This is a genomic window from Nocardia arthritidis, from assembly GCF_011801145.1.
GTDB lineage: Bacteria > Actinomycetota > Actinomycetes > Mycobacteriales > Mycobacteriaceae > Nocardia > Nocardia arthritidis_A.
On record NZ_CP046172.1, the window covers coordinates 3,725,844 to 3,751,453 of the forward strand.

Here is a 25,610-nt window from a genome sequence, read left to right on the forward strand (position 1 = left end):
AAAACCCCTGTTGCAGTGGCGATTCCGTTCAGCGCAGCAGCGTGGTCTCGCGATCCGTGCGAGCGAGCTTGGCGGGGTTGCGAACCGCGTAGAGCCCGGTGACGAGACCGTCGTCGATCCGCACGGTCAGAATGGTGTCGACCTGGCCATCGATCCGCACGACGAGGGCGTGATGGCCGTTGATCTGCTCGGCCCGCAGCAGTGCGGTGCCCGCGATCCGGCCGACTACTCGGGCTACCAGCTCGGCTCCCACGATCGGCTCGAGTGCGGCTTGTACGACGCCACCGCCATCGGTCAGGAGAACCACGTCGGGCGCGAGCACATCGAGGAGATTCTGTAGGTCGCCGGTTTCGATCGCGCGCTGGAAAGCTGCGATGGCGGTTCGGGTCTCGGCCGCGGAGACCGCGCCGCGCGGGCGACGCGCGGCGACGTGGGCCCGCGCTCGGTACGCGAGCTGGCGCACGGCGGCCGGGGTCCGGTCGACGGCGGCGGCGATCTCGTCGTAGCCCAGATCGAAGACCTCGCGCAGCACGAATACCGCCCGCTCGACCGGTGTGAGCGTTTCCAGCACCAGAAGCATTGCCACGGAGATGCTTTCGGCCAGCTCGACATCCTCGGCCACATCGGGCGCCGTGCGCAGCGGTTCGGGCAGCCAAGGGCCGACATAGGATTCGCGGCGGCGGCCGAGTGAGCGCAGCCGGTCGAGCGCCTGGCGAGTGGTGATCCGAATCAGGTACGCGCGCTGATCCTGGACCGTGTCGAGATCGACGCCGGTCCACCGCAGCCAGGTTTCCTGGAGTACGTCCTCGGCGTCGGCGGCCGAGCCGAGCATTTCGTAGGCGACGGTGAACAGCAGGTTGCGGTGGGCGATGAAGGCCGCGGTGGCCGGGTCCGGATCGGATGTTGTTCCGGCCATGGGTGACTCCTGTCCTCGCTCTGCGATATCACCCCACCAGACGCCGGTTCCCGCTGTTGCGTAACACCGTTGCGGCAGTGGCTCTCATCACATATCGGCGCTGTTACGGGATTCCGGTCGCGGTCGTCTCTTGGTCGTTCAATTCAATACCCCGAGTGAGGAATTCGATGATGGAACCCCGTTTCGACCTGAACGGCAACGAGTTCGGCGCCAAGATCGGCAAGCGGTTCGCCAATACCAGCATGGCGATCATGGGGTCGTCGCTGCCGAAGTCGCTGCAGGAGCTGGTGGAGTTGCGCGCCAGCCAGATCAACGGCTGCGGTTACTGTGTCGACGCCCATAGCAAGGAACTGGCGGCCGCGGGCGAACCGCCGGTGCGAATCAATCTGGTCGCCGCCTGGCGCGAATCCACCGTATTCACCGAGGCCGAATGCGCTGCCTTGGCGCTCGCCGAGGAAGGTACCCGGCTCGCCGACGCCGATCATGGTGTGTCCGACGAGACCTGGGCTCAGGTGCGCAAGCACTACGACGACGATCAGGTCGCCGCGCTGGTCTATCTGGTCGCCATGATCAACGCCGCCAACCGGCTGCTGGTGATCACCCGCACGAAGGGCGGCTCATACGAGCCGGGAACCTTCGAGCGCGTGGCGAACTGAGCCGGATCCCGGCCTACTCGCCGGGCTCCGCATTCGGTTCCGGAGGCGGCGGGTAGGGATCCGGGTACGGGGGCGGCGGGTAGGGATCCGGGTACGGATTCGGATAGGGCTCTGGATACGGCTCCGGATGGGGGTATGGGTCGGGATAGGGGTCCGGATACGGATCGACGAGGCGCTGCACCTCGGCGGTGAGCCGCTCACGGGTGACGCCGAGCGGTTCGAGTACTCGGTCGAAGAGTTCCGGATCGCTGGCGAGCAGCGCCCAGAGCAGGTGCTCGGTGCGGACGTGCGTGCTATCGCCCTGGGACGCTTTGAGTTTCGCCAGCGCGATGGATTTCATCGTCCGCGACGCCAGCCCCGGTTCGCGACGCCCGAGATAGTTGCGCAGCAGTGCGCCGGAGATGCCGAGATCGGCGATGGCGATGCGGGCCCGTGACCCTTCCGTCGTCGAGGCGGCGCGCAGCACGCCGAGCAGGATATGTCCGGGCGCGATGCTCTCGGCGCCCATCTGTATGGCTTCCCGCAGTGACGACTCCAGCGCCGCCTTCGCCTCGTCGTCGAACGGAATATGGCCGATCTCAGCGTTTTTCGCCGATCCGGGGGTGAGGTCGATCAGTGCGATCGCCGCCGCCGGCGTCAGGTCGACCTGGGTGAGCAGCCTGCCGATCGGGGATGCGGTGTCCTCGCCGGATTCCCGGAGGCAGGCGACCAGCAGATGTTCGGCCCCGATGTGGTCGTGGGCGAGTCGGCGCGCCTCTTCCGCGGCGAGTACGACGACCCGCCGGGCCCGATCGGTGAATTTCTCGAACACAGAGCTACCTCTGATTCCGCCGCATAGATCCCATGCTAGCGACGAAAACGAAACCGGGTGTGGGCTCAGCGGATATCGGAGTCGATGGAATCGCGGCGGCGCAGCAGGAATTCTCGTTCGGCGTCGTTTGCCGTCCGTTCGATGGCGGCATCGTATGCCGCGACCGCCTCCGCGTCGCGGTCGAGCCTGCGCAGCAGATCGGCGCGAATAGCGTGGAACAGATGGTGATTCGGCAATTCGATCGAATCGAGTTGCCTAAGCGCGATTTCCGGTCCCGATATTTCCGCGACGGCCACGACGCGATTCAATGCGACGATCGGATTCGGTGTCAGCGTGAGCAATTGGTCGTAGAGGGCGAGGATCTGCGCCCAATCGGTGCTCGCGGTATCGGCCGCGTCGGTGTGCACGGCATTGATCGCCGCCTGGATCTGATACGGCCCCGGTCGATTTCGCCGCAGGCATTCCAGCACCAGCGCATGGCCCTCGGCGATCAGCGTGCGGTCCCACAGTCCGCGGTCCTGGTCCGGGAGCGGAATCAGCGCACCCTCGGCGGAAGTTCGCGCGGCCCTGCGTGATTCGGTGAGCAACAGCAGCGCGAGCAGGCCGCGCACCTCGGGTTCGTCGGGCATCAGCTCGGTCAGCGCTCTGGCGAGCCGGATGGCTTCCGCGCACAGATCCGCCCGCGTCAGCCGCGCACCCGACGACGCGGTGTGCCCCTCGGTGAAGATCAGGTAGATCACCGCGAGCACTGCCGAAAGCCGTTCGGGCAGTTCGGCATCCGTCGGTACCCGGTACGGGATCCCGGCGTGGCGGATCTTGTTCTTGGCCCGCACGATCCGCTGGGCGATCGTCGGCTCGGCGGCCAGGAAGCCGCGGGCGATCTCGGCCGTCGTGAGGCCGCCGAGTAGCCGTAAAGTCAAGGCCACCTGGGCATTTCGTGCCAGCGCCGGATGGCAGCAGGTGAAGATGAGCCGCAGCCGGTCGTCGCGCACCGCGCCGGTGTCCTCGGGTTCGCCGGATATCCGCAGCAGCGCCGCCTGCGCGTATTTGTCCTTCCGCGCCGCCTCCCTGCGCAGCCGGTCGATGGCCCGGTTGCGCGCGGTGGTGAAGATCCAGCCGGGTGGACTCGGCGGCACGCCCTCGCTCGGCCAGCGCAGCACCGCCGTGGCGAACGCATCCTGCACCGCGTCCTCGGCGAGGCCGATATCGCCGAGGACGCGGGTGAGGCCGGCGACCGCGCGGCCGTAGTGTTCGGCGAACACGTCGCGGATCACCGCGTGTGCAGCGGGAGGCATCTACTCGTCGACCAGCGGCCGGACCTCGACCGGCAGCGCGCCGAGGATGGTGGCGAGGCGCCGTCCCCAGGTCAGCGCCTCGTCGAGGTCCTCGGCGCGGATGATGCTGAACCCGGCGATGTACTCCTTCGACTCCAGATACGGGCCGTCGGTCACCAGGATCTCGCCGCTGTTCGCGCGCAATACGGTCGCGGTCTCCGGCGCGTGCAGGCCCGCGGCGAATACCCATTTGCCCGCGGCGCGCAGATCCGCGTTGAACGCGTCCACCTCGCGCATGATCTCGTCCAGATTGTCCGGCGGCGTCGCGCCCTCGGGCTGGTAGATGCCGAGCAGGTACTGTTTCATGCCGCTCCTCGGGTCGGTGGCAGTGCTCATCATTACTCCTTCGGTAGGCGCCGATCCCGTCGATCGGCCTCATCTCCTACACGAACGCGCACCGCGGGAATCGACACCGCCGCGAAATCTTTTTCAGGCCCCGTCCCGTGCCAGGATTCCGGCGGCGAGCGCGGTGGCGTGTTCGCGGCCCGGGCAGGCGTGCGGTCCGGCGCCCCAGCCGAGCCCGGGATGGCGCATATCGAGTTCGACGAGTTCGCCGTCGATGACGCGCCGGGTCACCCGCAGCGGCGGATCGTCGCGCATGGTCTGCTCGATCCGTTCCACGATCGGTTCCGAGCCGCCGCGGGCGCGCACGTTGGCGACCAATCCGTTTGTCGCGGCGCAACTCTGGACCAGCACACAGATCCGGGCCGCGGTGATCTCGTCGGCGACGCCGCCGCAGGCGGCGACCAGTTCGGCCACCGCGGCATCGGCCGCCGCGCTGTCCGGCTCGTGCGGATGGTAGTGCGCGGCAACGATTTCCACGGATTCGGCCGAAATGCCGTGCAGCCCCATGGCTTCGGCGAGCGCCGTCACATGCGGCAGCGGTCCGGCCGCGGTCAACACCCGATCGTGCAGATCGGCGGGCGCGAGCCGGACCAGTTCGGCCAGCACCAGGGCGCGGCGGCGCGCATGGTCCTCGCCGTCGCAGAACCGCGGGACGTTGGCCCGTAGCCAGGCCATTCCGATGGGATGGCGGCCCTGTGGAGCGTGCGGGACGGGCGCCTGCTCGAGCGCGGCGCGCACCTGGTCGGGATCGGTGAGCACAGTATTCATGCGGCGACGGTAACCATCGGATATTTCGTCGACCGCCGAAATGTCGGCGCACCATCATGGTGGGGTGGATACCAGAGGAGCCGACCTTGCCGCACTGGCCGCGCTGCTGGCCGACCGCACCCGCGCCGGGATGTGCCTTGCCATGATCGACGGCCGCGCCTGGACCGCGGGCGAGTTGGCCAGGCTTGCGGGCGTCGCGCCGTCCACCGCGACCGAACATCTGAACCGGCTGCTCGCGGGCGGTCTGCTCATCGAACGCCGCCAGGGCAGGCACCGCTATGTGCAGCTGGCGAATTCGCGGGTGGCCGAGCTGTTGGAGGCGCTCGCCGCCTATGTCGGACCCCCGAGCGAGGAGGTGCGGAACCTGAAATCGGCCACCGTCGCCGCGACCATGGCCCGCGGCCGCACCTGCTACGACCATCTGGCGGGCCGGCTCGGCGTCGCCATCGCCGATGCGCTCACCGAGCGCGAATTCCTGGATGCCGCAAACGGTTTCGCCTTGACCGGGAGTGGAATGGCCTTTCTGACCGGCCCGCTCGGCATCGATCCGGAGGTGCTGCGCGGCACCCGGAGACCGCTGGCGCGCCCCTGTCTGGACTGGACCGAACGCCGCACCCACCTCGGCGGCCTGGCGGGCGCTCAGGTCTGCCGCCGCCTGCGTGAGTTGGACTGGATCAAACGAATCGGCTCGGGCCGGGCCATCCGCGTCACCCCGGCAGGGGAGGACGGACTGCACGAACTGCTCGGTATCGATCCGGCGGAACTGCGCTGAGCGACTTGTCCTATTCCGGTCCGCGCATATAGCGATCAGCTTGCCGCGCAAGCAATTACACACGCGGGAAAGCATCGGTCCCATGCGCGAAAACCGGTGCTGAACCGTCATGCGGCGCCTGCGAGCCGTGAAGTCGATCGGTGGTTCGGGCGATCAACCCCGGGAGCGCCCGAACCACCGACCGACGCCGTCGCGCTCGTTCATCACCCGAGCCCGGCCGGAACGAGGCGCGAAAGCATCGCTACTTCGCCCTCAACTGCCGAAGTCGATCGGCTACCCGGGCAATCAATACGGCGAGTGCCCGGGCCGCCGATTCGACGCGGCGCAGCAGCTCGGCCAGTTCATCCTCGGTCGCGGGTGTGAGGTCGAGCCCACGCAGTCCGGCGACCGCTCCCTCCAAGGCGGCTAGCTGCTCCTCGAGGCGTCTGTTCGAACGCATGTTCTAATCGTAGCGTAGATTCGTTCCCCAGTCACACCCAATCGTGAATGAGCTTGCATAGTCGTGCATAATCATCACATGGTTGATATCTCGGACGGACCCGCGCTGCGGGTCGCGGTGGCCGGTGCGAGCGGATACGCGGGCGGTGAGGTGCTGCGCCTGCTGCTCGGTCATCCCGCCTACCGCGCGGGCCGCCTCGTCATCGGGGCGCTGACCGCCGGGTCGAATGCCGGAACCGCGCTCGGTGAGCTGCAGCCGCACCTGCTACCGCTGGCCGACCGGGTGCTGGCCCCGACCACCGTCGAGGAATTGGCCGGGCACGACGTGGTTTTCCTCGGACTGCCGCATGGTCAGTCCGCCGCCATCGCCGCACAACTGCCGGATTCGACCGTGATCATCGACTGCGGCGCCGACTTCCGGCTCACCGATCCCGCGGCGTGGCGGAAGTACTACGGCAGCGAGCATGCGGGCAGCTGGCCGTACGGCCTACCCGAACTACCCGGCGGCCGGGCAAAGCTGAAGGGCGCCAAGCGAATCGCCGTCCCCGGTTGCTACCCCACCGTCGCCAGCCTCGCCATGGCCCCCGCCGTCGCGGCGGGCATCGTCGAACCGGCGGTGACGGTGGTCGCGGTGAGCGGGACCTCGGGCGCGGGCCGCAAACTCGATATCGGCCTGCTCGGCTCGGAGGTGATGGGTTCGGCCCGCGCGTACAACATCGCGGGCGCGCACCGGCACACCCCGGAGATCGCGCAGAACCTGAAGGCCGCGGGCGGCGCCGACGTCGCCGTATCCTTCACCCCCGTTTTGGCGCCGATGCCGCGGGGCATTCTGGCCACGTGCACCGCCAGGACGACGGTGGACGCCGCACAGGCCCGAGCCGTCTACGAAAAAGCTTACGCCGATGAACCTTTCGTGCATCTGCTGCCGGAAGGTCAACTGCCGCAGACCGGTTCGGTGCTCGGCGGCAATGCCGTCACGCTGCAGGTCGCGGTGGATGCCGATGCCGGGCAGCTGGTGGTGATCGGCGCGATCGACAACCTGACCAAGGGCACCGCGGGCGCCGCGGTGCAATCCATGAACCTGGCCGTCGGATTCGACGAGACCGCAGGACTTTCCACCGTAGGAGTGGCACCGTGACGACAACTGAAATCCCGGACGGAAAGCTGGTACGCACGCAGGGCGTCACCGCACCGCTCGGCTTCCGCGCGGCGGGTATCGCGGCGGGCATCAAGAAGAACGGAAAACCGGATCTCGCACTGGTTTTCAACGAGGGGCCGGAATACGCGGCGGCCGGCGTATTCACCAGCAACAAGGTGCAGGCCGCCCCGGTGCTGTGGTCGCGGCAGGTGCTCAGCGGCGGCCGCCTGCGCGCGGTGATCCTGAATTCCGGTGGCGCCAACGCCTGCACCGGTCCGCTCGGCTTCCAGGACACCCACCGCACCGCGGAGGAGCTCGCGAAGGCGCTGAGCAACTGGGGCACCGAGACCGGCGCCGGCGAAATCGCGGTCTGCTCAACGGGTCTGATCGGTGACCGGCTGCCCATGGACAAGCTGATCCCGGCCGTCACCGAGATCGTGCACGAGATGGGCGGCGGACTGTCCGGCGGACTGGACGCGGCGCACGCGATCATGACCACCGACACCGTGCCCAAGGAATCGGCCTTCCACCACCGCGCCAAGTGGAACGTCGGCGGGATGGCGAAGGGCGCGGGCATGCTCGCCCCGTCGCTGGCCACCATGCTGGTGGTGCTGACCACCGACGCCGCGGCCACCCCCGAACAGCTCGATCGCGCCCTGCGCAACGCGACGAAGCGGACCTTCGACCGGCTCGACGTCGACGGCTCCTGCTCCACCAACGACACGGTGCTGCTGCTGGCCAACGGCGCCAGCGAGGTCACGCCGACCCAGGACGAACTCGACGCCGCCGTGCTCGCGGTCTGCGACGATCTGGCCGCCCAGCTGATGGCCGACGCGGAGGGTGTCACCAAGCGGGTGCGGATCACCGTCACGGGTGCGCACACCGAGGACGAGGCCGTCGCCACCGCGCGCTGCGTCGCCCGCGACAGCCTGGTGAAAACCGCGCTGTTCGGCTCGGATCCGAACTGGGGCCGGGTGCTCGCCGCGGTCGGCATGGCCCCGGTCACCCTGGATCCGGACCGGATCGCGGTGTCGTTCAACGGAAATCCGGTCTGCGTCGACAGCGTCGGGGTGCCGGGCGCCCGCGAGGTGGACCTGTCCGGCGCCGATATCGATGTGCGGATCGACCTGAATGTCGGTGCGGCGTCGGCGATGATCCGCACCACCGACCTCTCGCACGGCTACGTCGAAGAGAATTCGGCGTACAGCTCATGACAAGTGATGCGGTGCGGGATCTTTCGGCACTCGACAAGGCGCATGTGCTGGCCGACGCGCTGCCGTGGCTGCGCAAATTCCACGACAAGATCGTGGTGGTGAAGTACGGCGGCAACGCCATGGTCGACGACGAGCTCAAGCGCGCCTTCGCCGCGGATATGGCTTTCTTGCGCACCGTCGGCGTGCATCCGGTGGTGGTGCACGGCGGCGGCCCGCAGATCAGCGCCATGCTGAAAAAGCTCGGCCTGCAAGGGGAATTCCGCGGCGGCTTCCGGGTGACGACACCCGAGGTGATGGACGTGGTGCGGATGGTGCTGTTCGGTCAGGTCGGCAGGGAGCTGGTCGGGCTGATCAACGCGCACGGTCCGTACGCGGTCGGCATCTCCGGCGAGGACGCGCGCCTGTTCACCGCGACCCGCCGCACCGTCGACGTCGACGGTGAACCCACCGATATCGGCCTGGTCGGCGACGTCACCGAGGTGAACGCCGACGCGGTGCTGGATCTGATCGCGGCAGGCCGCATTCCGGTCGTCTCGACCATCGCCCCCGACGCCGACGGCGTGGTGCACAACATCAACGCCGACACCGCCGCCGCCGCGCTGGCCGCCGGTATCGGCGCCGAAAAGCTGGTGGTGCTCACCGATGTCGAGGGTCTGTACACCGAATGGCCGGACCGCTCCTCGCTGATCACCCGCATCGATACCGGCGCGCTCGCCGAATTGCTGCCGCGCCTCGACGCGGGCATGGTGCCGAAGATGGAGGCCTGCCTGCGCGCGGTATCGGCCGGCGTGCCGACCGCCCATGTGATCGACGGCCGGGTGCCGCATTCGGTCCTGCTCGAACTGTTCACCGGAGAAGGAATCGGAACGATGGTGACACCCGCGCCCGAGGGCACGGGGTCGCTGGACGGAACGAAAAAATGACCAAAGTCGAAGAACTGCAGCAGCGGTGGTCCGCCGCGATGATGAACAACTACGGCACGCCGAAGCTCGCGCTGGTGCGCGGCGCGGGTGCGGTGGTCCACGACGCGGACGGCAAGCGCTACGTCGACTTCCTCGGCGGCATCGCGGTCAACAGCCTCGGCCACGCGCATCCGGCGATCCTGGCCGCGGTCACCGAACAGCTCGGCACGCTCGGGCACGTGTCGAATTTCTACGTCAACGAGCCCGCGGTCGAATTGGCCGAGCGGCTGATCGCCCACTTCGGCGTCGACGAGGAACACGGCACCCGGGCGTTCTTCTGCAATTCCGGCACCGAGGCCAACGAGGCCGCGTTCAAGATCGCGCGGCTGACCGGACGGCCCAAGATCATCGCCTGCGCCGAGGCGTTCCACGGCCGGACCATGGGTTCGCTCGCACTCACCGGTCAACCGGCCAAGCGGGAACCGTTCGCGCCCATGCCACCCGGCGTCGTGCACGTCCCGTTCGGTGACGCCGACGCGCTGGCCGCGGCGGTCGACGAGGACACCGCCGCCGTCTTCCTGGAACCGATCCTCGGCGAAAGCGGTGTCGTCGTCCCGCCGACCGACTATCTGGTCCGGGCGCGCGAGATCACCGCACGGCACGGCGCGCTGCTGGTGCTCGACGAGGTGCAGACCGGCATCGGCCGGACCGGAAAGTTCTACGCGCACCAGGCATTCGGCATCACCCCCGACGTGATCACGCTGGCCAAGGGTTTGGGCGGCGGCCTGCCGATCGGCGCGGTGCTCGCCACCGGACCCGCCGCGCAACTGCTCACCCCGGGGCTGCACGGCACCACCTTCGGCGGTAATCCGGTCTGTGCGGCCGCCGCCAACGCGGTGCTGCGGACGATCGATGAGGAGGGTCTGCTCGCACACGTCGAATCGGTGGGCAAGCGGCTGACCGACGGGATCGAACAGCTCGGGCATCCGCTCGTCGATCATGTGCGCGGTGCGGGCCTGCTGCTCGGCATCGTGCTCGCCGACGAGGTGTCGGCACAGGTCGAGGCTCAGGCGCGGGAGGCGGGATATCTGGTGAACGCGCCCAAGCCCAACGTGATTCGGCTCGCGCCGCCGTTGGTGCTCACCGAAACCCAGGTGGACGAATTCGTCGGCGACCTGCCGCGGATCCTGGACAACGCCGCGGATGCGAAGGGAGCCAAGGGATGAGTGGGCTACGGCATTTCCTGCGGGACGACGATCTGACCCCAGCCGAACAGGCCGAGGTGCTGGAGCTTGCCGTCGAGCTCAAGCGGAATCCGTTCGCGCACCGGCCGCTGGAGGGGCCGCGCGGTGTCGGGGTGATCTTCGAAAAGAATTCCACCCGAACGCGTTTCTCGTTCGAGGTGGGCATCGCTCAACTCGGCGGGCATGCGGTGGTGGTGGATGGGCGCGACACCCAACTGGGTCGCGAGGAAACCCTCGGCGACACCGGGCGGGTGCTCTCCCGCTACGTCGACGCCATCGTGTGGCGGACCTTCGAACAAGTCCGGCTGGATGAGATGGCCGTCACCGCAACGGTTCCCGTCGTCAACGCGCTGTCCAACGAATTCCATCCGTGCCAGGTGCTCGCGGATCTGCTGACGCTGAAAGAGAATTGGGGCGTGCTGTCCGGCCGCAATCTCACCTACCTCGGCGACGGCGCCAACAATATGGCGCATTCGCTGCTGCTCGGCGGCGTCACCGCGGGCATCAACGTAACCATCGCCGCGCCGGCGGGCTTCGAGCCGCTGCCGTGGATCGTCGACGCGGCGCAGCGGCGGGCCGCGCAGACCGGCGCCACCATCACGATCACCGGCGATCCGGTGGCCGCGGCCAAGGGCGCCGACGCGCTGGTCACCGACGCCTGGACCTCGATGGGGCAGGAGAACGACGGCCTCGACCGGGTCGGCCCGTTCCGCACCTTCCAGGTGAACGGCGATCTGCTGGCCCAGGCTCAGCCGGATGCCGTTGTGCTGCACTGTCTTCCGGCGCATCGCGGCGAGGAGATCACCGACGAGGTGCTGGACGGCACGCACAGCGTCGTCTGGGACGAGGCGGAGAACCGGCTGCACGCGCAGAAGGCGCTGCTGGTGTGGTTGCTCGCGCGATGTGAGCGACGGCCGTGACGGCCGAGGCGGAGAAGGGTCCGGCGATCGCGCGGACCAGGGCCGGGCGGCAGTCCCGCATCGTGGAACTGCTGACCGCGCACGCGGTGCGCAGCCAGACCGAGCTGGCGGCGCTGCTCGCGGCGGAGGGCATCGAGACGACGCAGGCGACGCTGTCGCGGGATCTGGATGAGCTCGGCGCGGTGAAACTGCGCGCCGCCGACGGCGGTGCGGGCGTCTATGTGGTGCCCGAGGACGGCAGCCCGGTGCGCGGCGTCACCGGCGGCACCGACCGGCTCTCGAAACTCCTCGGCGACCTGCTCGTCTCCACCGACGCCAGCGGCAATATCGCGGTGCTGCGCACCCCGCCCGGCGCGGCACACTACCTGGCCAGCGCACTGGACCGGGCCGCGCTGCCGTACATCGTCGGCACCATCGCGGGCGACGACACCATCGCGGTCATCGCGCGCGAACCGCTCACCGGCGCCGAGCTGGCGGCGAAGATCGAGCAACTCGCCTGACGGTGCGGCCGGCGGGCCCGTGCCGGAGTCGTTGTGTTGCTTCGTTATTCGAGCGGGGATACCGGTTTGGCCGGTGTCGGGGTCAGCGGAGCGGCAGGTGGGTTACCTTCGGGTATGGCGAATGACGTGCTGGTGCTCGGAGCAGGTGTTATCGGATTGACCACCGCGGTGTGCCTGGTGGAGGCGGGTCATCGGGTCCGGATCTGGGCCGAACGTCCGCCCGAGCGGACCACCTCGGCGGTCGCCAGCGGGCTGTGGGGGCCCGGTTATACGCCAAGGGATTTGGCGTGGAGCCGGGTCTCGCTCGCCGAATTCTCGCGGCTGGCCGGGGAATCCGGGTCCGGTGTGCATTTCGAGCGCGGGCTGTTGGCGTCGAGCCTATCGTCCGAACCGCCCGACTGGGTCGACGAGCTGGGCGATGTGCGCATCTGCAGCGCCGAGGAACTGCCCGACGGCATGGTGCTCGGACTGTGGAACACCGTCCCGCTGATCGACTTGCCCTGCTATCTGCGCTATTTGGTGGATCGGCTGGCCGCGGCGGGCGTCTTCGTGGTACAGCGGACGGTCCGGGATCTCACCGAGGCCACCTCGGCCGCGCCGATCGTGGTGAACTGCACGGGAATCGGGGCACGCGCGCTCGCGGGCGACGACGGTGTGCAGCCGGTGCGCGGCCAGCACGTCATCGTGCGCAATCCGGGCATCGACTACTTCTACTACGAAACCATCGACAGCCCCGAATGGGCGGGCTTCTTCCCACACGGCGAGCGGCTCATCCTCGGCGGCATCCGGCAGCCCGGCGAGTGGAGCCTGGAACCGGATCCCGAACTCGCCGACCGCATCCTGCGCCGCTGCATCGCGGTGGAACCGAAACTCGCCGAGGCCGAGGTGCTCGGGCACGAGGTGGGTTTGCGGCCCGGGCGCGCCGAAGCTCGGTTGGAGATCGAACATTTCGGCGACGCGCGAGTTGTGCACAACTATGGGCACGACGGGTTGGGCGTGAGCTTGTCTTGGGGAAGTGCTCGCGAGGTAACCCGCCTGCTCGCCTGAACGCTGCGCGGCGGTGGGCCGGTGCGGTGCGGAAGCCGACTGCGCACTATCCGGTCAGCCGGACTCTTCGGTTGATCCGGCCTCGAAAGGTAGTGGGCAGGAGGGGGTTTCGCTGCAGGTGAGCAGGTCGGCGCAGTCGGCGGACAGGGCGGCGCGGAGGGTGTCGCGGGCCGTGGACAATTCGGCGATTCTGGATTCGGTTTCGGCGAGTTTGGCGGCGGTTACGGATCGTAGGGTGGAACCCGGGTGGCGCCGCAGGAGTCCGGCTACCTCGTCGAGGGTGAAACCGATGCGCTGGGCCGCCTTGATTATGCGCAGTCGGGCCACCGTATTTCGCGGGTAGCGGCGGTGGCCGCCGAGCGATCGCTCCGGCTCGGTGAGCAGGCCGCGGCGTTCGTAGTATCGCAGGGTTTGGATGTTCACTCCGGCGGCCGCGGCGACCTCGCCGGTGCGCAAGCCGGTCATGCCGATGTCGCTCGCGTGACGATGCCGTCCAGGACGGCGCTGTGGGCCGGTGGCACCTCGATCTCCAGCAGTAGCGAATCTGGTTGTTTCGCAATGAATTCGAAGGTGAAGAAGGAGCAGCAGGCCGATTCGCGTTCGGTCAGTTCGCGGGCCGTCGGCTCGGCGTCGGCCGCCAACTCCAGACGCAGTCGCGTTTGCGAGACGCGCTTCATGCCGCGCAACGCGGTCGCGAACAGCGCGTCGAATTCGGCCACCCGCAGCGGTTGCTGAGGCGTCGGCAATGTGCAGGTATCGGTCGGCACCCAGGACGAAGAATTCATGGTCAAAACACCTCCGGCGTATCGGCTGCTTCGATGCTAAGCCCGTACCCAGGTACCGGATGCAACCTATGGAGCCGCCCGGAAAACGTTGCGGGTGCGTCCGATCCCTTCGATTTCGAGTTCGACGACGTCGCCGGGACGGAGGTAGGGGTAGCGGCCGGAAAGGGCCACTCCTTCGGGGGTGCCGGTGTTGATGATGTCGCCGGGCTCGAGGACGGCGTATTGGGACAGGTGCCAAACCAGGTGGGCGACATCGAAGATGAGGTCGGCGGTGGTGGAGTCCTGGCGCGGTTCGCCGTTGACGTAGGAGCGCAGGCGCAGGTCGGTGGGGTCGAGCCGGTCGCGGGGGACGAGGGCGGGGCCGAGCGGATTGAACGTCTCACAGCATTTGCCCTTGGACCATTGGCCGCCGGAATGTTCGAGTTGGAATTCCCGCTCCGAGACGTCGTTCGAAATGGTGTATCCGGCAATGTATTTCATTGCTTCGGCGGGAGATTCGAGGTAGCGGGCGCGGGCGCCGATCACGACAGCGAGTTCGACCTCCCAATCGGTCCTGGTGGAGCGGCGTGGGATCAGCACGTCGTCGTCGGGGCCGACGATCGTATTGGGTGTTTTGAAGAAGATCACCGGTGCGTCGGGCAGCGGCGCACCCGATTCCTTCGCGTGCGCGGCATAATTCAGGCCGACGCACCAGATCGCCTGCGGGCGGGCGACGGGCGGGCCGACGCGCTGTCCGGTGATATCGATTTGTGTGAGCCGATCGGCAGCCAAAGCCATTGCGATGGTGGCGATTCCGTCGGCGGCCAGGAACGCGCCGTCGATATCGGCGGTGACCGGGCGCAGGTCGTAGGCGCGGTCGCCGTCGACGACGACCGGCCGTTCGGCGCCGGGCGCGCCGATCCGCTGCAACTTCATGCTGGTGTTCCCTTCGAATTGAGCTGTGGCAGTGGGTGGCTCCGCCGCCCGTGTGACTTCATTCCGAGATTCGACACGAATTCAACTGCGGCAGTTGATAAATCCGGCACGCGTTGGCGCCGAGAACGGCAGCCCGCTCGGCAGCCGTCAACCTGGACAGGGTTTCGAGCGTGGTCCGCCACACCGTCCGGTACGAGGCGGCGGTGAGCGTGAACGGCCAATCGCCGCCGAGCAGCAGCCGATCCGGCCCGAACACCGCGATCGCATGATCGACATACGGTTGCCAGCGCGCCGCGCTGATCTCGTCCCCGGAAACCGTTGCCAGACCGGAAATCTTGGCCACCACATTGGGTTCGGTCGCGGCCGCGCGCAGCAGGTCGGCCCACGGCTGCCAGCCCCCGGCGCCGATCGGCGGTTTGCCGAGATGGTCGAGTACGACGGTGAGTCCGGGATGGGTGCGGGCGATCACCGGCACCTGAGCCAACAGATCGGGTCGCTCGGCCACCGCGTCGAAAACCAGTCCGGCCGCGGCGAGTTGGCCGAGGCTGTCCGAAACCGACGGCCGCAGTAGATATTCCGGATCCGGATCGCGGTGGATCATATGCCGGACGCCGACGAATTCGGGATATCCGCGCAGTGCGGGCAGCAGCCGCGCGACCAGGTCCGGCCGGTGCAGCGGCAGCCAGCCGACCACCGCGGCCGGGCGTGGTGCGGCGGCGGCCGCGGCGAGCAGCGCGTGATTCTCGGCGAGCGAATCCGATGCCTGCACCAGTACCAGCGCATCGATACCGTGTTCGGCGAAGTCGGATTCGGCGTCGGCCAGGGTGTAATTCCGAGACAAGACATCGGATGTATCGGTGAGCCAGTCGTATTCCACGTGGAACTTTCGGCCGCTGATGGTCCACACGTGCACATGAGCGTCTACAGTCATCGGAGGCATAGCTTCACATCCTCGACAGAAGGAATCAGGTGTCGGTCACCGACGATGCGATTGCGAAGATCAAGGCGATGATCGTCTCCGGCGATCTGAAGCCGGGCTCGCGGCTGCCGCGGGAGGCGGATCTGGCCGCCGAGCTGGGTGTTTCGCGGAATTCGCTGCGCGAGGCGGTGCGGGCGCTCGCGTTGGTGCGGATCCTGGACGTGCGCCAGGGCGACGGCACGTATGTGTCCAGCCTGGAACCGAATTCGCTGCTGGACGCGATGAGCTTCCTGCTGGAATTCCACCAGGACGATTCGGTGCTGGACATACTCGGCGTGCGCCGGATCCTGGAGCCCGCCGCGACCGCGCTGGCCGCGACGCGGATGACCGACGCGCAGATCGAGCATCTGCGCACGCTGGTGGAGCCCGCGGGCCGATCGGTGACCGATCTGGTCGCGCTCGATTTGAGCTTCCATGCCGCCGTCGCCGCCGCGTCCGGCAACAAAGTCCTTGCCTCGCTGCTGGATTCGCTCTCGCTGCCGACCACCCGGGCACGCATCTGGCGCGGCGTCACCGAGGAGGGCGCGTTCGAGCGCACCGTGGCCGAGCACCGCGCCATCTGTGACGCGATCGCCGCGCGCGATCCGGAGCTCGCGCACGCCAGGGCGCTGGCGCACGTCGCTGGCGTGATGGAGTGGCTGCGGATGGCGGCGGGCTGATCTGGGAAGCGCGCCGGTCACAGCGCGGCCGAGGACATCAGCTCGTCCCAAAGCTCGTCGGGGACAGGGAATTCCAGCATCGCGATGCTGTCCGCGATCTCGTCGCGGCTGCCCGCGCCGAGCACGGTGGCGTGCACGGCGGCATGCCTGCCCGGGAACTGCAATGCCGCAGCCCGCAGCGGCACTTCGTATTTCGCGCACAGCCGCGCGAGCGCCCGCGCCCGCTCGACGATCTCGGCCGCCGCGGGTCGATAGTCGAAGACCGGCCGCTGTTCCGGATTGACCAGCACCCCGCTGTTCAGCACCCCGGCCACCAGCACCCGGATGCCACGGGCCGCGCATTCCGGCAGTAGCTCGTCCTCCGCGCGTCGGTCCAGCAGCGTGTAGCGCCCGGCGATCATCAGCTCATCGATCGGCGCCTCGCGCACGAAACGCAGCGCCACCGCGACATGATTGACCCCGACGCCGATACCCGAGGTAAGTCCCTCCGCACGCATCCGCGCCAACGCGGGGATCGCCTCCGCCAACGCCTGCGCCTGGTGGTCGTCGGGATCATGGACGAGCAGGGTGTCCACCCGATCCAATCGGAGTCGCCGCAGCGACTGCTCCACCGAACGGCGCACGCCGTCGGCCGAATAGTCCAGTCGCCGAGAACGTTTCGGTGCGCCATAGAAATCGTCGACACCATCGGGCGCGCCGGGATCGTCGTAGAGCAGCCTGCCGACCTTGGTCGATACCGTGAACTCCGACCGCGGCTTACTCCGCAGGAACAGCCCAAGCCGTTCCTCGCTGAGCCCGGCACCGTAGTGCGGTGCGGTGTCGAATGCGCGAATACCGCTGTCCCACGCGGCCGTCAACGCGTCCTGCGCGCTGTCGGCGTCGACGGGCTGGAACAGTCCGGCGTAACCCGCGCCGCCGAGCACGATCTCATTCACCCGCCGTCTCCAGATCCCACACCACCGGAAGCGCCGCGGCGGCCCCGTCGGTCGAATAGTCGTGCGCCGCTTCGAGATACTCGTCCATTCGCCGCTGCCAGGCGACGTTCACCGGCAGTGCGGCGAGCTCGGCCAGCAGCACATCGTATGCGGCGCAATCGATCACGTGGAACAGATCGGTTCCGCTGCGCCAGATGGTCCAGGAGCTGGCCCCGGCCTTCCTGATCGCCGCGACGAGCTCGCCGGGCACGGCGCGGTGCGCCGCCTCGTACTCCGCGACCTTTCCGGGTTTCAACTTGGTGTGCAACGCGATTCGCATATCACTCCTGCCTGCGCCCGCTGGCGATGCGGGTGATCACCAGCGCGACCAGGATCAGTGCGCCGTTGATGAACTTCAGCGAATCCGCGCTCACCCCACCGTAGGACAGCAGCTTCTGGATCAGCGTGAGGATCAGCACGCCGAAGAAGGCGCCGAGCACCGAACCGCGCCCGCCGTTGAGCGCGACCCCGCCGATCACACAGGCCGCGAAGACCTGGAAGATCATGCCGTCGCCCTGGCTGACCTGCACGCTGGCGAACTGGCCCGAATAGATCAGCCCGCCGATCGCGGCCAGCCCGCCCGCGATCACCAGCACGCCGAGCACCACTCGGTCGGTGCGTATACCGGCGGCGCGCGCGGCCGCCTCGTTGCCGCCGACCGCGTACAGCGCCCGGCCGGCCGTCGTATAGGTGAGCACGAAATAGCCGATCGCGAACAGCGCCAGGCACACCACGATATCCACCGGAATGCCGAAAACCCTTGTGTTGCCGAGCCAATCGATGGAGGCCGGAATCTTGGTGAGGGTGAAACCCTCGGTCAGGAAGGTGAGCAGCCCGCGCAGCGCGATGAGCATGGCCAGGGTGACGATGAACCCGTTGAGCCCGAATCGCACGATCAGGATTCCGTTCACCGCGCCGACCGCGAGCCCTACCAGCAGCGCCATCGGAATCGCCATCCACGGCGAGGTCCAGGTGTACGCACCGACTTTCGCGGTGCCCATGGTGGCCCAGATGGCGATGCCGGGCGCCAGCCCGAAGGTGGATTCCAGCGACAGATCCATCCGGCCGACCACCAGCACCAGCACCTCGGCCAGCACCAGCAGCGAGATGCCGCTCATGGTGGTCAGCACATTGGTGAGGTTGGTGGGGGAGACGAAGTTGTGGTTGATGAAATACCCGACCACCAATACCAGGAGAATCGGTGGCACCAAAAGGAAATCGCGCAGCGCGCCCCAGCGCACCGCGGCCAGCCGGGCCCGGCGGGTCGCGGCGGGCGCGCCGAGTGCGGGCTCGGCGGTCCGTGTCATGACATTCCTTCCATGGCGGCGACCAGTTCGCGGTCGCCCCAACCTTTTTCGAATTCGGCGCGCAGTCGGCCCTGCCGCATGACCAGCACCCGGTCGCAGTCGCGCAGGTCGTCGAGTTCGTCGGAGACCACCAGCACCGCGGTGCCGCGTTCGGCCACCCCGCGCAGCACCGCGCGCAGGGTGTCCTTCGAGCGGACGTCGACTCCGGCGGTCGGGGTGATCAGCACCAGCACCGCCGGATCGGTGGCCAGCGCGCGGGCGAACACCACCTTCTGCTGATTGCCGCCGGACAGCTCCGCGACGCTCTGCTCGGCCCCGTCGACCTTGATATCCAGATCCTGAACGGCCTTGTCCGTCAGCGTGTTCCGGGCGCGCCGGGAGATGATGCCGAATCGCCCGAGCCGTCGCGGCACGGTGAGCGTCGCATTGTCGGCAACGCTCATCTCCGGCACCAGTCCCTCCTCGTGCCGGTCGCGCGGCACGAAGCCTATTCCGGCGCGCAGCGCGGCAGGGACGCCGCCGCGCCGCAGCGGCACACCGTTGACCCGGATGGAACCGTTTGCGGCCCTGCGCAATCCGACGATCGTTTCGGCCACCTCGGTGCGCCCGCTGCTGCCGCCGCCCGCCAGCCCGACGATCTCGCCCGGACCGACTTCCAGTCCGATGCCGTCGTATTCACCTGCCCGCGTGAGGTTTTCCACCGCGAGCGCGGGTTCGGCCGAAATTTCGGGTGCGGCTCGGGGCACCGATGTCTCCAGCGCGACCGCGTCCCCGGTCATCGCGGCGATCAGCTCGCGCTTGCCGAGTTCGGCGGCGGGTGCGGTGACGACGTGCCGCGCATCGCGGAAAACCGTGATGTCCCGGCAGATTTCATAGGTTTCGTCGAGGTGGTGCGAGATGAACAGGAAGGTCACGCCCTGCGCCTGCAGATCGCCGATGCGCGCGAAAAGCCGCTTGATCGCGGGACCGTCGAGTTGCGCGGTCGGTTCGTCCAGGATGATGAACCGCGCGCCGTGCGACAGCGAGCGGGCGATCTCCACCAGTTGCCGGTGCTCCACCGAGAGCTCCCTGGCCGTCGTGTCCACCTCGACCGGCACCGACCAGGTGTCGAGCAGTTCCCGTGCGCGGCCACGCAGCTTGCGCCAGTTGACGATTCGGCCGCCGAAACCCTGCGCGCCGATGAAGAGGTTCTCGGCCACCGAGAGATCCGGGACGATCGTCGACTTCTGGTAAACGCACGCCACCCTGGCCCGCCAGCCGTCCCGGTCGGCGAGAGCGGGTGCGGGTTCGCCGTTGAACCGCACCTGCCCCGCGTCCGGCGCGGCCAGTCCGGTGAGGATCGACACCAGTGTCGATTTGCCCGCACCGTTGCGGCCGACCAGCGCGTGTGTGCGACCGGCCGTCACCTCGAGGTGTACCTCGTCGAGTGCGACGGTGCGGCCGAACCGTTTCGAGACGCCGCGCGCCTCGGCGATCAGCGGATCGGTCATCAGCCGCCGTGTCCCCACAGTCCGGGCGCCGTCGGCGCCACCGTATCGAGCTCGCCGACCTTGCCGCCCGCGCGGGTCACCACCGGCGCGGGGAGCTGGTCCTCCAACATGCCGCTGACGCCGGTATCGACGATGACCGAACCGTGATCGGTTGGGCCGGGCGCGAATTTGCGGCCCTCGGTGGCGGCCTTCGCGTAGAACGCGGCGTACTGCGCGTACAGATCCGCGGGCTGGGAGACCGTCGCATCGATCTCGCCGTCGGCGATGCCGTCCAGCTCGGCCTTGATGCCGTCATTGGAGACGATCGTAATATGGCCCGGCGCACCGGCTTTCACCAATTTTCCGGAGCGCTTGAGCAGGGCCAGCGTCGGCTGCAGGAATACGCCGCCCGCCTGCATGTAGATGCCGTTGATATCGGGATCGGTGAGCAGCTTGTCCTGCAGGCCGGAGGCGGCGCGGTCACCCTTCCAGTCGGTGGGGATCTCGATCACCTTGATACCGGGGTAGCGGGATTTCATGCAGTCGGCGAACGCCTCCGACCGATCGCGTCCGTTGATCGAGCTGAGGTCGCCCTGGAATTCGACGACTTTGCCTGTGCCCTTAAGGGTTTCGCCGAGGAAGACGCAGGATTTGGTGCCGTACGCACGGTTGTCCGCGCGCACAACCATATACGCGCCGCCGCTGTCGGGCCGGGTGTCGACGCTGATCACCGGCACGTTCTTGGCCGCGGCGGCGGCGATCGCCGGTTTGACGGCCGCGGTGTCCTGCGGCGCCATGACGATCGCCTTGACGTTCTTGGACAGCAGCGTGTCCACATTCGATTTGAGACGGTTCGCGTCGTTGTCGGACGAGGTGTTCTCCAGCTTCACCCCCGCCTGGGCGGCCTTCGGGCCGAGGTATCCGGCGTAGGCGCTCCAGAAGTCGGAATCCGAGCGCGGCTGATCCGCGCCGACCAGCACGCCGTTCTCCGCACCGGTGCCGACCTTGACGGCCGGTGCGCCACCGTTGTTCGTCGGCTCCCTGGTACAGGCCGCCGCGCCGACGACCAGCGCCGCGCAGCTGGCGGCGACCAGAATCCTGGCGGTTTTCATGAGATCTCGTACTCCTTTGTCGAGGCGGCGGCCGGGTTGTCGGCGAAAGGTTCGGTGTGCCAAGCGATTCCGTCGGGATAGGCATAGGCGGCCAGGGTGGTCGGCAGCATTTCGGCGCTGAAACCCGGTGTGCGCGGGGCGAGATAGCGACCGCCGCGCACCTGGACCGGGTCGCGGAAATGCTCGTGCAGGTGGTCGACGTATTCGATGGCGCGGCCGTCCATGGTGCCGCTGATCGCCACATAGTCGATCATGGCCAGGTGCTGCACGAGCTCGCAGAGTCCGACGCCTCCCGCATGCGGCACCACCGGGACGCCGAATTTGGCCGCCAGCAACAGGATCGCCAGATTCTCGTTGACGCCGCCGACCCGCGCGGCGTCGATTTGCAGTATGTCGACGGCGCCCGCCTGGAGCAGCTGTTTGAACAGGATCCGGTTCTGGCCGTGCTCGCCGGTGGAGATGCGCACCGGCGCGACCCGGCGGCGGATCTCGGCGTGGCCGAGGATGTCGTCCGGGCTGGTCGGCTCCTCGACCCAGGCCAGGCCCGCCGGAGCGAGCCTGCTTATCCACGCGACCGCGGCGTCGACATCCCAGCGCTGATTCGCGTCGACGGCCAGGCCGATGTCGGGACCTATTGCCGCCCTGGCGATTTCGACGCGGCGGGCATCCTCGTCGACGTCGCGACCCACCTTGATTTTGATGGTGCCGAAGCCGTCCGCCACCGCCTGCCTGGCCAACCGCGCCAGTTTGGCATCGGAGTAACCCAGCCAGCCGGGTGAGGTGGTGTAGGCGGGATATCCGGTGGCGAGCAGGGTTTCGGCGCGGGCGGCGCGGCCCGGCGCCGCGGTGTGCAGGATATGCAGCGCCTCGTCCCTGGTGAGCGCGTCGGTCAGGTAGCGGAAGTCGACGAGGTCGACGATCTGCTCCGGTGTCATCTCGGATACCAACTGCCACACCGGTTTTCCGGCGCGTTTGGCGGCGAGGTCCCAGGCCGCGTTGATCACCGCGCCTGCCGCCATGTGCACGACGCCCTTTTCCGGGCCCAGCCAGCGCAATTGGGAGTCGGCGGTGAGGATGCGGGCGAATCCGCCCAGATCCCCGGTGATCTCGGCGACAGACCGCCCGATCACCAGGCGCCCCAGCGACTGGATGGCCGCGCGCTGCACATCGTTGCCGCGGCCGATGGTGAACGCGAAACCGTGACCGGCCAGGCCGTCCGGATCGTCCGTGCGCAGGATGACGTAGGCCGCGGAATAGTCCGGGTCCGGATTCATCGCATCCGAACCGTCCAGTTCGAGCGAGGTGGGAAACCGGATATCCAGCGTGTCCAGCGCGGTGATGAGTGCCGTCGGCATGTAACCCCCGGGAGATGGAGAGTGACTTGGATCACGACTATACATCGGAGGTCTGTGCAGGCAAGGGGTTTGGCGAAATCGTTGAAAGTTGGCCCTCTCGTGCGCAATATCTCCCTCTATCGGCCGAACGGTGTTAGTGTCGGCTCGGTTAAACATCGGATCTGTGTGCTTCGAAGGGTGAAATGCTATGTCGGCGCAGGCATTCGGCGGGCTGACCGCGATCGTCACCGGTGGCGCGTCCGGAATCGGGAAGGCCGTCAGCGAAACGCTGGCCGCCGGGGGCGCGTGGGTGGCGGTGCTCGACCGCGACCTCGGCGCGCCGACCACCGGCCTCGCGGTGCGCTGCGATGTCACCGACGACGCCGACGTGCGCGCGGCGGTGCTTACCGTCGCCGAGACATACGGCGGCATCGATATCGTGGTGAACTGCGCGGGCATCGGCGCACAGGGCACCATCGCCGACCACACCGACGACGAGTGGCGAAATGTCTTCGAGGTCAATGTCTTCGGTACCGTCCGGATCTGCCGCGCCGCGCTGCCGCACCTGCGCGTCTCGGCGTCGGCCGCGATCGTCAACATGTGTTCCATCGCGGCGACCACCGGCCTGCCCGACCGCGCCGTCTACAGTGCCAGCAAGGGTGCGGTGCTCGCGCTGACCCGCGCCATGGCCGCCGACCATTTGACCGAAGGCATCCGCGTGAACTGTGTGAATCCCGGAACCGTCGATACACCGTGGGTGCAGCGGCTGCTGGCCGCCAGCGCCGATCCTGGCGCGGAGCTCACCGCGCTGCGGGCCAGGCAGCCGCACGGCAGGCTGGTGACAGCCGAGGAGGTCGCCGCCGCGGTCGCCTATCTGGCGAGTCCGGCCGCGGGTTCCACCACCGCGACCATGCTGGAGGTGGACGCGGGCATGCATTCGCTCCGGTTGCGGGCTCCGGCCTCCGCGCGCTCCGGCCAAGGGGAGGCGGCCCGGTGACCGAACGCAGACTGCCCCGGCCGCGCGAACTCGCGCCGCTGGTCCGGTTCGAGCGCCCGTTCGCCGGTCTGGAACGCAAACTACAACGCGCGCAAACGATTTGGGATCTGCGCGAACTGGCCCGCAAGCGCACCCCGAAGGTGGCCTTCGACTACACCGACGGCGCGGCCGATGCCGAAATCAGCCTGCGCCGGGCGCGGGAGGCATTCGCCGATCTCGAGTTCCGGCCGGCCATTCTCCGCAATGTCGCCGAAACCGACACCAGCACAATGGTTCTCGGCAAGGAATCGGCGCTGCCGTTCGGTATCGCGCCCACCGGCTTCACCAGGATGATGCACACCGCGGGCGAACTGGCCGGCGCCCGGGCGGCCGAGCGCGCCGGTATTCCGTTCACCCTGTCCACCATGGGGACCACCGCCATCGAGGACCTGGCGGCCGGGACGGGGGAGCGGGCCCGCAATTGGTTCCAGCTGTATATGTGGACCGACCGCGACCGTTCGCTCGCGCTGGTGGAGCGCGCGATCCGCGCCGGCTTCGACACCCTTGTGATCACCGTCGACGTCCCGGTGGCCGGGGCGCGGCTGCGCGACGCGCGCAATGGAATGACGGTGCCGCCGTCGATCACCATGGCGGGCGCGCTGGACGCGCTGCGGCGTCCCCGGTGGTGGTGGGACTTCCTGACCACCGAACCGCTCGCCTTCGCCTCGCTGGACCGCTGGTCGGGCACCGTCGCCGAACTGCTCGACGCCATGTTCGACCCGACCGTGAGCTTCGACGACCTCGCGTGGTTGCGGGATCGCTGGCCCGGCAAGGTGCTGGTGAAGGGCGTGCAGACGGTGGCCGACGCCAAACGGTTGGCAGGCGTCGGCGCCGACGGCATCGTGTTGTCGAATCACGGTGGGCGGCAATTGGATCGGGCTCCGGTACCGCTGCATCTGCTGCCGTCGGTGGTCCGCGAGGTCGGCGCCGATCTGGAGGTGCACCTCGATACCGGCATCATGCACGGCGCGGATATCGTCGCCGCGCGCGCACTCGGCGCCCGCTTCACCCTGATCGGCCGCGCCTATCTCTACGGGTTGATGGCGGGCGGCGAGGCCGGTGTGGATCGCGCGGTGGAAATCCTGCGCGGCCAGGTGATCCGCACGATGAAGCTGCTCGGTGTCGGTTCGCTCGACCAACTGGAGCCGGGACATGTCCGGCTGCTGGACCGGCGCGGACCCGCCGATACCGAATAGTCGCGTAACCCGAAAGTTGCTGGGAAGTAACGCTTTACGGTAAACGGCGGCCGACCTACAATTGTCGCAGGCTCAGATTTCTGGAATATCAGCGGGGATCGGCGCGGCTCGCCGTTGTGATTATGAAACAGGGTGATTTCCACCTGTCCGCCGATGACGCGAAACGCTCGACCGACCGGCGCGGCGGGTATGGACCACGAGGAGTGCGACCTCGATATGACGGTGCCAGGCCTATTCGGCGGCGAATCCGTTGCTTCCGCCGCATCCCCCGAAGACCCGCTGACCGGCGATCCGGCGCGGCCGCCGCGCGTCAACGCGCCGAGGCCGCGGTGCGCACCCGGGCGGTCGCGGTGGCGAAACCGCGGCGGCCCCGGGCCTCCGTGCGATCAGGCTCGCTGAAAGTTACCGGTGCGCAGCCGAATCCGCCGCGACTGATTCGGTCATCCGTGTGCCGCAAGAGTATTCGGCGGTACCGTCGGCGTCTGCCAGCTCGATGAAATGACTCCGATCCACATCTCGATAATCCGGTTCATCGGAAAATTTGATACTCGCTCGGCATTTCGGCAAATGCGCGGCCGATTTGCCAGATGTCTTCGTCTGTCGAATTGAGAACGTAACACCTTGTGTCGCAACCATTTACAGATACGAGATCGGTGACCTACACTAATTTCAGGTGAAACTAGCGACATTGTGGTCGTACTTTTTCCGAAAATCTCACCAGTCACTGGATCCGCCGCTTCCGCGGATTGCGGCGGCCGGGCACAGACCGAGCGCGCCTATCGGGAGGATGCCGAAAGCCAAGTGGGGCAACGCGTTTCATCGACGACATCCGACACCGG

The 25,610-nt window shown here is 67.9% G+C and carries 28 protein-coding genes; 12 read left to right on the plus strand and 16 right to left on the minus strand.

Annotated features, from left to right (window positions below):
* Positions 1–28 precede the first annotated feature (28 nt).
* Complete coding sequence (locus F5544_RS16745; RefSeq protein WP_428847174.1) at positions 29–943, minus strand: RNA polymerase sigma-70 factor; 915 nt, start codon at positions 941–943, stop codon at positions 29–31.
* Between the two features lie 143 nt (positions 944–1,086).
* Between F5544_RS16745 and F5544_RS16750 the strand changes: the two genes are divergently transcribed.
* Positions 1,087–1,572: a carboxymuconolactone decarboxylase family protein gene (locus tag F5544_RS16750; protein WP_167479259.1), complete on the plus strand. Its 486-nt coding sequence runs from the start codon at positions 1,087–1,089 to the stop codon at positions 1,570–1,572.
* 13 nt (positions 1,573–1,585) lie between these two features.
* Here F5544_RS16750 and F5544_RS16755 read toward each other — a convergent pair whose 3' ends face one another.
* From F5544_RS16755 to F5544_RS16770, 4 genes are all read right to left on the minus strand, one after another.
* Positions 1,586–2,383 (minus strand): Clp protease N-terminal domain-containing protein, encoded by a 798-nt coding sequence (locus F5544_RS16755; RefSeq protein ID WP_167474050.1) that lies wholly within the window; start codon positions 2,381–2,383, stop codon positions 1,586–1,588.
* 65 nt (positions 2,384–2,448) lie between these two features.
* Complete coding sequence (locus tag F5544_RS16760; protein WP_167474051.1) at positions 2,449–3,678, minus strand: RNA polymerase sigma factor; 1,230 nt, start codon at positions 3,676–3,678, stop codon at positions 2,449–2,451.
* On the minus strand, positions 3,679–4,023 hold the full coding sequence (locus F5544_RS16765; RefSeq protein ID WP_167474052.1) for a YciI family protein: 345 nt from the start codon (positions 4,021–4,023) through the stop codon (positions 3,679–3,681).
* 123 nt (positions 4,024–4,146) lie between these two features.
* Positions 4,147–4,830: a hypothetical protein gene (locus tag F5544_RS16770; RefSeq protein WP_203217575.1), complete on the minus strand. Its 684-nt coding sequence runs from the start codon at positions 4,828–4,830 to the stop codon at positions 4,147–4,149.
* 64 nt (positions 4,831–4,894) lie between these two features.
* Between F5544_RS16770 and F5544_RS16775 the strand changes: the two genes are divergently transcribed.
* Positions 4,895–5,602 (plus strand): ArsR/SmtB family transcription factor, encoded by a 708-nt coding sequence (locus F5544_RS16775; RefSeq protein ID WP_238847281.1) that lies wholly within the window; start codon positions 4,895–4,897, stop codon positions 5,600–5,602.
* Between the two features lie 241 nt (positions 5,603–5,843).
* On the opposite strand, the gene F5544_RS16780 is transcribed toward F5544_RS16775, so the two are convergent.
* Positions 5,844–6,041 (minus strand): hypothetical protein, encoded by a 198-nt coding sequence (locus tag F5544_RS16780; RefSeq protein WP_167474054.1) that lies wholly within the window; start codon positions 6,039–6,041, stop codon positions 5,844–5,846.
* A gap of 78 nt (positions 6,042–6,119) precedes the next feature.
* Between F5544_RS16780 and argC the strand changes: the two genes are divergently transcribed.
* The 7 genes from argC (at position 6,120) to F5544_RS16815 (ending at position 13,005) form a co-directional block, all read left to right on the plus strand.
* The gene (gene argC / locus F5544_RS16785) at positions 6,120–7,178 is read left to right on the plus strand and encodes an N-acetyl-gamma-glutamyl-phosphate reductase (RefSeq protein ID WP_167474055.1); all 1,059 of its coding nucleotides are present in this window, start codon (positions 6,120–6,122) and stop codon (positions 7,176–7,178) included.
* Positions 7,175–8,392: a bifunctional glutamate N-acetyltransferase/amino-acid acetyltransferase ArgJ gene (gene argJ / locus F5544_RS16790; RefSeq protein WP_167474056.1), complete on the plus strand. Its 1,218-nt coding sequence runs from the start codon at positions 7,175–7,177 to the stop codon at positions 8,390–8,392. Before argC ends, argJ begins: the two co-directional genes overlap by 4 nt.
* Entirely contained in the window at positions 8,389–9,315 is a 927-nt protein-coding gene (gene argB, locus F5544_RS16795) for an acetylglutamate kinase (protein WP_167474057.1), read from the plus strand. The genes argJ and argB overlap by 4 nt, the downstream gene beginning before the upstream one ends.
* Positions 9,312–10,520: an acetylornithine transaminase gene (locus F5544_RS16800; protein WP_167474058.1), complete on the plus strand. Its 1,209-nt coding sequence runs from the start codon at positions 9,312–9,314 to the stop codon at positions 10,518–10,520. Before argB ends, F5544_RS16800 begins: the two co-directional genes overlap by 4 nt.
* Complete coding sequence (argF, locus tag F5544_RS16805; protein WP_167474059.1) at positions 10,517–11,458, plus strand: ornithine carbamoyltransferase; 942 nt, start codon at positions 10,517–10,519, stop codon at positions 11,456–11,458. The genes F5544_RS16800 and argF overlap by 4 nt, the downstream gene beginning before the upstream one ends.
* The gene (locus F5544_RS16810) at positions 11,455–11,958 is read left to right on the plus strand and encodes an arginine repressor (protein ID WP_167474060.1); all 504 of its coding nucleotides are present in this window, start codon (positions 11,455–11,457) and stop codon (positions 11,956–11,958) included. The genes argF and F5544_RS16810 overlap by 4 nt, the downstream gene beginning before the upstream one ends.
* Before the next feature lie 114 nt (positions 11,959–12,072).
* The gene (locus tag F5544_RS16815; protein ID WP_174867346.1) at positions 12,073–13,005 is read left to right on the plus strand and encodes an FAD-dependent oxidoreductase; all 933 of its coding nucleotides are present in this window, start codon (positions 12,073–12,075) and stop codon (positions 13,003–13,005) included.
* A gap of 54 nt (positions 13,006–13,059) precedes the next feature.
* Here F5544_RS16815 and F5544_RS16820 read toward each other — a convergent pair whose 3' ends face one another.
* From F5544_RS16820 to F5544_RS16835, 4 genes are all read right to left on the minus strand, one after another.
* Positions 13,060–13,470, minus strand: coding sequence for a MerR family transcriptional regulator (locus F5544_RS16820; RefSeq protein ID WP_167474061.1), 411 nt, complete (start codon positions 13,468–13,470; stop codon positions 13,060–13,062).
* Positions 13,467–13,790, minus strand: coding sequence for a hypothetical protein (locus tag F5544_RS16825; protein ID WP_167474062.1), 324 nt, complete (start codon positions 13,788–13,790; stop codon positions 13,467–13,469). The genes F5544_RS16820 and F5544_RS16825 overlap by 4 nt, the downstream gene beginning before the upstream one ends.
* A 66-nt stretch (positions 13,791–13,856) precedes the next feature.
* Positions 13,857–14,705, minus strand: coding sequence for a fumarylacetoacetate hydrolase family protein (locus F5544_RS16830; protein WP_167474063.1), 849 nt, complete (start codon positions 14,703–14,705; stop codon positions 13,857–13,859).
* A 58-nt stretch (positions 14,706–14,763) separates the two neighbouring features.
* On the minus strand, positions 14,764–15,636 hold the full coding sequence (locus F5544_RS16835; protein WP_238847282.1) for an amidohydrolase family protein: 873 nt from the start codon (positions 15,634–15,636) through the stop codon (positions 14,764–14,766).
* A gap of 38 nt (positions 15,637–15,674) precedes the next feature.
* Between F5544_RS16835 and F5544_RS16840 the strand changes: the two genes are divergently transcribed.
* On the plus strand, positions 15,675–16,343 hold the full coding sequence (locus tag F5544_RS16840) for a FadR/GntR family transcriptional regulator (protein ID WP_167474064.1): 669 nt from the start codon (positions 15,675–15,677) through the stop codon (positions 16,341–16,343).
* Between the two features lie 17 nt (positions 16,344–16,360).
* Here F5544_RS16840 and F5544_RS16845 read toward each other — a convergent pair whose 3' ends face one another.
* Genes F5544_RS16845 through F5544_RS16870 form a run of 6 tightly spaced genes read right to left on the minus strand, consistent with a single transcriptional unit; the run spans position 16,361 to position 22,560 of the window.
* A complete protein-coding gene (locus F5544_RS16845) occupies positions 16,361–17,278 on the minus strand; it encodes an aldo/keto reductase (protein WP_167474065.1) in 918 nt (305 codons plus the stop codon).
* Positions 17,271–17,597: an L-rhamnose mutarotase gene (locus tag F5544_RS16850; protein WP_167474066.1), complete on the minus strand. Its 327-nt coding sequence runs from the start codon at positions 17,595–17,597 to the stop codon at positions 17,271–17,273. The genes F5544_RS16845 and F5544_RS16850 overlap by 8 nt, the downstream gene beginning before the upstream one ends.
* Position 17,598: 1 nt before the next feature.
* Complete coding sequence (locus F5544_RS16855; RefSeq protein WP_238847283.1) at positions 17,599–18,624, minus strand: ABC transporter permease; 1,026 nt, start codon at positions 18,622–18,624, stop codon at positions 17,599–17,601.
* Complete coding sequence (locus tag F5544_RS16860; RefSeq protein WP_167474067.1) at positions 18,621–20,114, minus strand: sugar ABC transporter ATP-binding protein; 1,494 nt, start codon at positions 20,112–20,114, stop codon at positions 18,621–18,623. The genes F5544_RS16855 and F5544_RS16860 overlap by 4 nt, the downstream gene beginning before the upstream one ends.
* A complete protein-coding gene (locus F5544_RS16865) occupies positions 20,114–21,205 on the minus strand; it encodes a sugar ABC transporter substrate-binding protein (protein WP_167474068.1) in 1,092 nt (363 codons plus the stop codon). The genes F5544_RS16860 and F5544_RS16865 overlap by 1 nt, the downstream gene beginning before the upstream one ends.
* Positions 21,202–22,560 (minus strand): enolase C-terminal domain-like protein, encoded by a 1,359-nt coding sequence (locus tag F5544_RS16870; RefSeq protein ID WP_167474069.1) that lies wholly within the window; start codon positions 22,558–22,560, stop codon positions 21,202–21,204. Before F5544_RS16870 ends, F5544_RS16865 begins: the two co-directional genes overlap by 4 nt.
* A gap of 187 nt (positions 22,561–22,747) precedes the next feature.
* Between F5544_RS16870 and F5544_RS16875 the strand changes: the two genes are divergently transcribed.
* Both F5544_RS16875 and F5544_RS16880 read left to right on the plus strand, forming a co-directional pair.
* The gene (locus tag F5544_RS16875; RefSeq protein WP_167474070.1) at positions 22,748–23,536 is read left to right on the plus strand and encodes an SDR family NAD(P)-dependent oxidoreductase; all 789 of its coding nucleotides are present in this window, start codon (positions 22,748–22,750) and stop codon (positions 23,534–23,536) included.
* Complete coding sequence (locus tag F5544_RS16880) at positions 23,533–24,771, plus strand: alpha-hydroxy acid oxidase (protein WP_167474071.1); 1,239 nt, start codon at positions 23,533–23,535, stop codon at positions 24,769–24,771. Before F5544_RS16875 ends, F5544_RS16880 begins: the two co-directional genes overlap by 4 nt.
* The last annotated feature ends 839 nt before the right edge of the window (positions 24,772–25,610 follow it).

Bases quoted from the DNA above. Each gene is read 5' to 3' on its own strand.
- F5544_RS16750 (WP_167479259.1), top strand. From the start codon at position 1,087: ATGGAACCCCGTTTCGACCTGAACGGCAACGAGTTCGGCGCCAAGATC.
- F5544_RS16780 (WP_167474054.1), bottom strand. From the start codon at position 6,041: ATGCGTTCGAACAGACGCCTCGAGGAGCAGCTAGCCGCCTTGGAGGGA.
- F5544_RS16855 (WP_238847283.1), bottom strand. From the start codon at position 18,624: ATGACACGGACCGCCGAGCCCGCACTCGGCGCGCCCGCCGCGACCCGC.
- F5544_RS16825 (WP_167474062.1), bottom strand. From the start codon at position 13,790: ATGAATTCTTCGTCCTGGGTGCCGACCGATACCTGCACATTGCCGACG.
- F5544_RS16870 (WP_167474069.1), bottom strand. From the start codon at position 22,560: ATGCCGACGGCACTCATCACCGCGCTGGACACGCTGGATATCCGGTTT.
- F5544_RS16875 (WP_167474070.1), top strand. From the start codon at position 22,748: ATGTCGGCGCAGGCATTCGGCGGGCTGACCGCGATCGTCACCGGTGGC.
- F5544_RS16800 (WP_167474058.1), top strand. From the start codon at position 9,312: ATGACCAAAGTCGAAGAACTGCAGCAGCGGTGGTCCGCCGCGATGATG.
- F5544_RS16860 (WP_167474067.1), bottom strand. From the start codon at position 20,114: ATGACCGATCCGCTGATCGCCGAGGCGCGCGGCGTCTCGAAACGGTTC.
- F5544_RS16760 (WP_167474051.1), bottom strand. From the start codon at position 3,678: ATGCCTCCCGCTGCACACGCGGTGATCCGCGACGTGTTCGCCGAACAC.
- argB (WP_167474057.1), top strand. From the start codon at position 8,389: ATGACAAGTGATGCGGTGCGGGATCTTTCGGCACTCGACAAGGCGCAT.
- F5544_RS16835 (WP_238847282.1), bottom strand. From the start codon at position 15,636: ATGACTGTAGACGCTCATGTGCACGTGTGGACCATCAGCGGCCGAAAG.
- F5544_RS16765 (WP_167474052.1), bottom strand. From the start codon at position 4,023: ATGAAACAGTACCTGCTCGGCATCTACCAGCCCGAGGGCGCGACGCCG.
- F5544_RS16830 (WP_167474063.1), bottom strand. From the start codon at position 14,705: ATGAAGTTGCAGCGGATCGGCGCGCCCGGCGCCGAACGGCCGGTCGTC.
- argF (WP_167474059.1), top strand. From the start codon at position 10,517: ATGAGTGGGCTACGGCATTTCCTGCGGGACGACGATCTGACCCCAGCC.
- F5544_RS16770 (WP_203217575.1), bottom strand. From the start codon at position 4,830: ATGAATACTGTGCTCACCGATCCCGACCAGGTGCGCGCCGCGCTCGAG.
- F5544_RS16815 (WP_174867346.1), top strand. From the start codon at position 12,073: ATGGCGAATGACGTGCTGGTGCTCGGAGCAGGTGTTATCGGATTGACC.
- argC (WP_167474055.1), top strand. From the start codon at position 6,120: ATGGTTGATATCTCGGACGGACCCGCGCTGCGGGTCGCGGTGGCCGGT.
- F5544_RS16850 (WP_167474066.1), bottom strand. From the start codon at position 17,597: ATGCGAATCGCGTTGCACACCAAGTTGAAACCCGGAAAGGTCGCGGAG.
- F5544_RS16820 (WP_167474061.1), bottom strand. From the start codon at position 13,470: ATGACCGGCTTGCGCACCGGCGAGGTCGCCGCGGCCGCCGGAGTGAAC.
- F5544_RS16865 (WP_167474068.1), bottom strand. From the start codon at position 21,205: ATGAAAACCGCCAGGATTCTGGTCGCCGCCAGCTGCGCGGCGCTGGTC.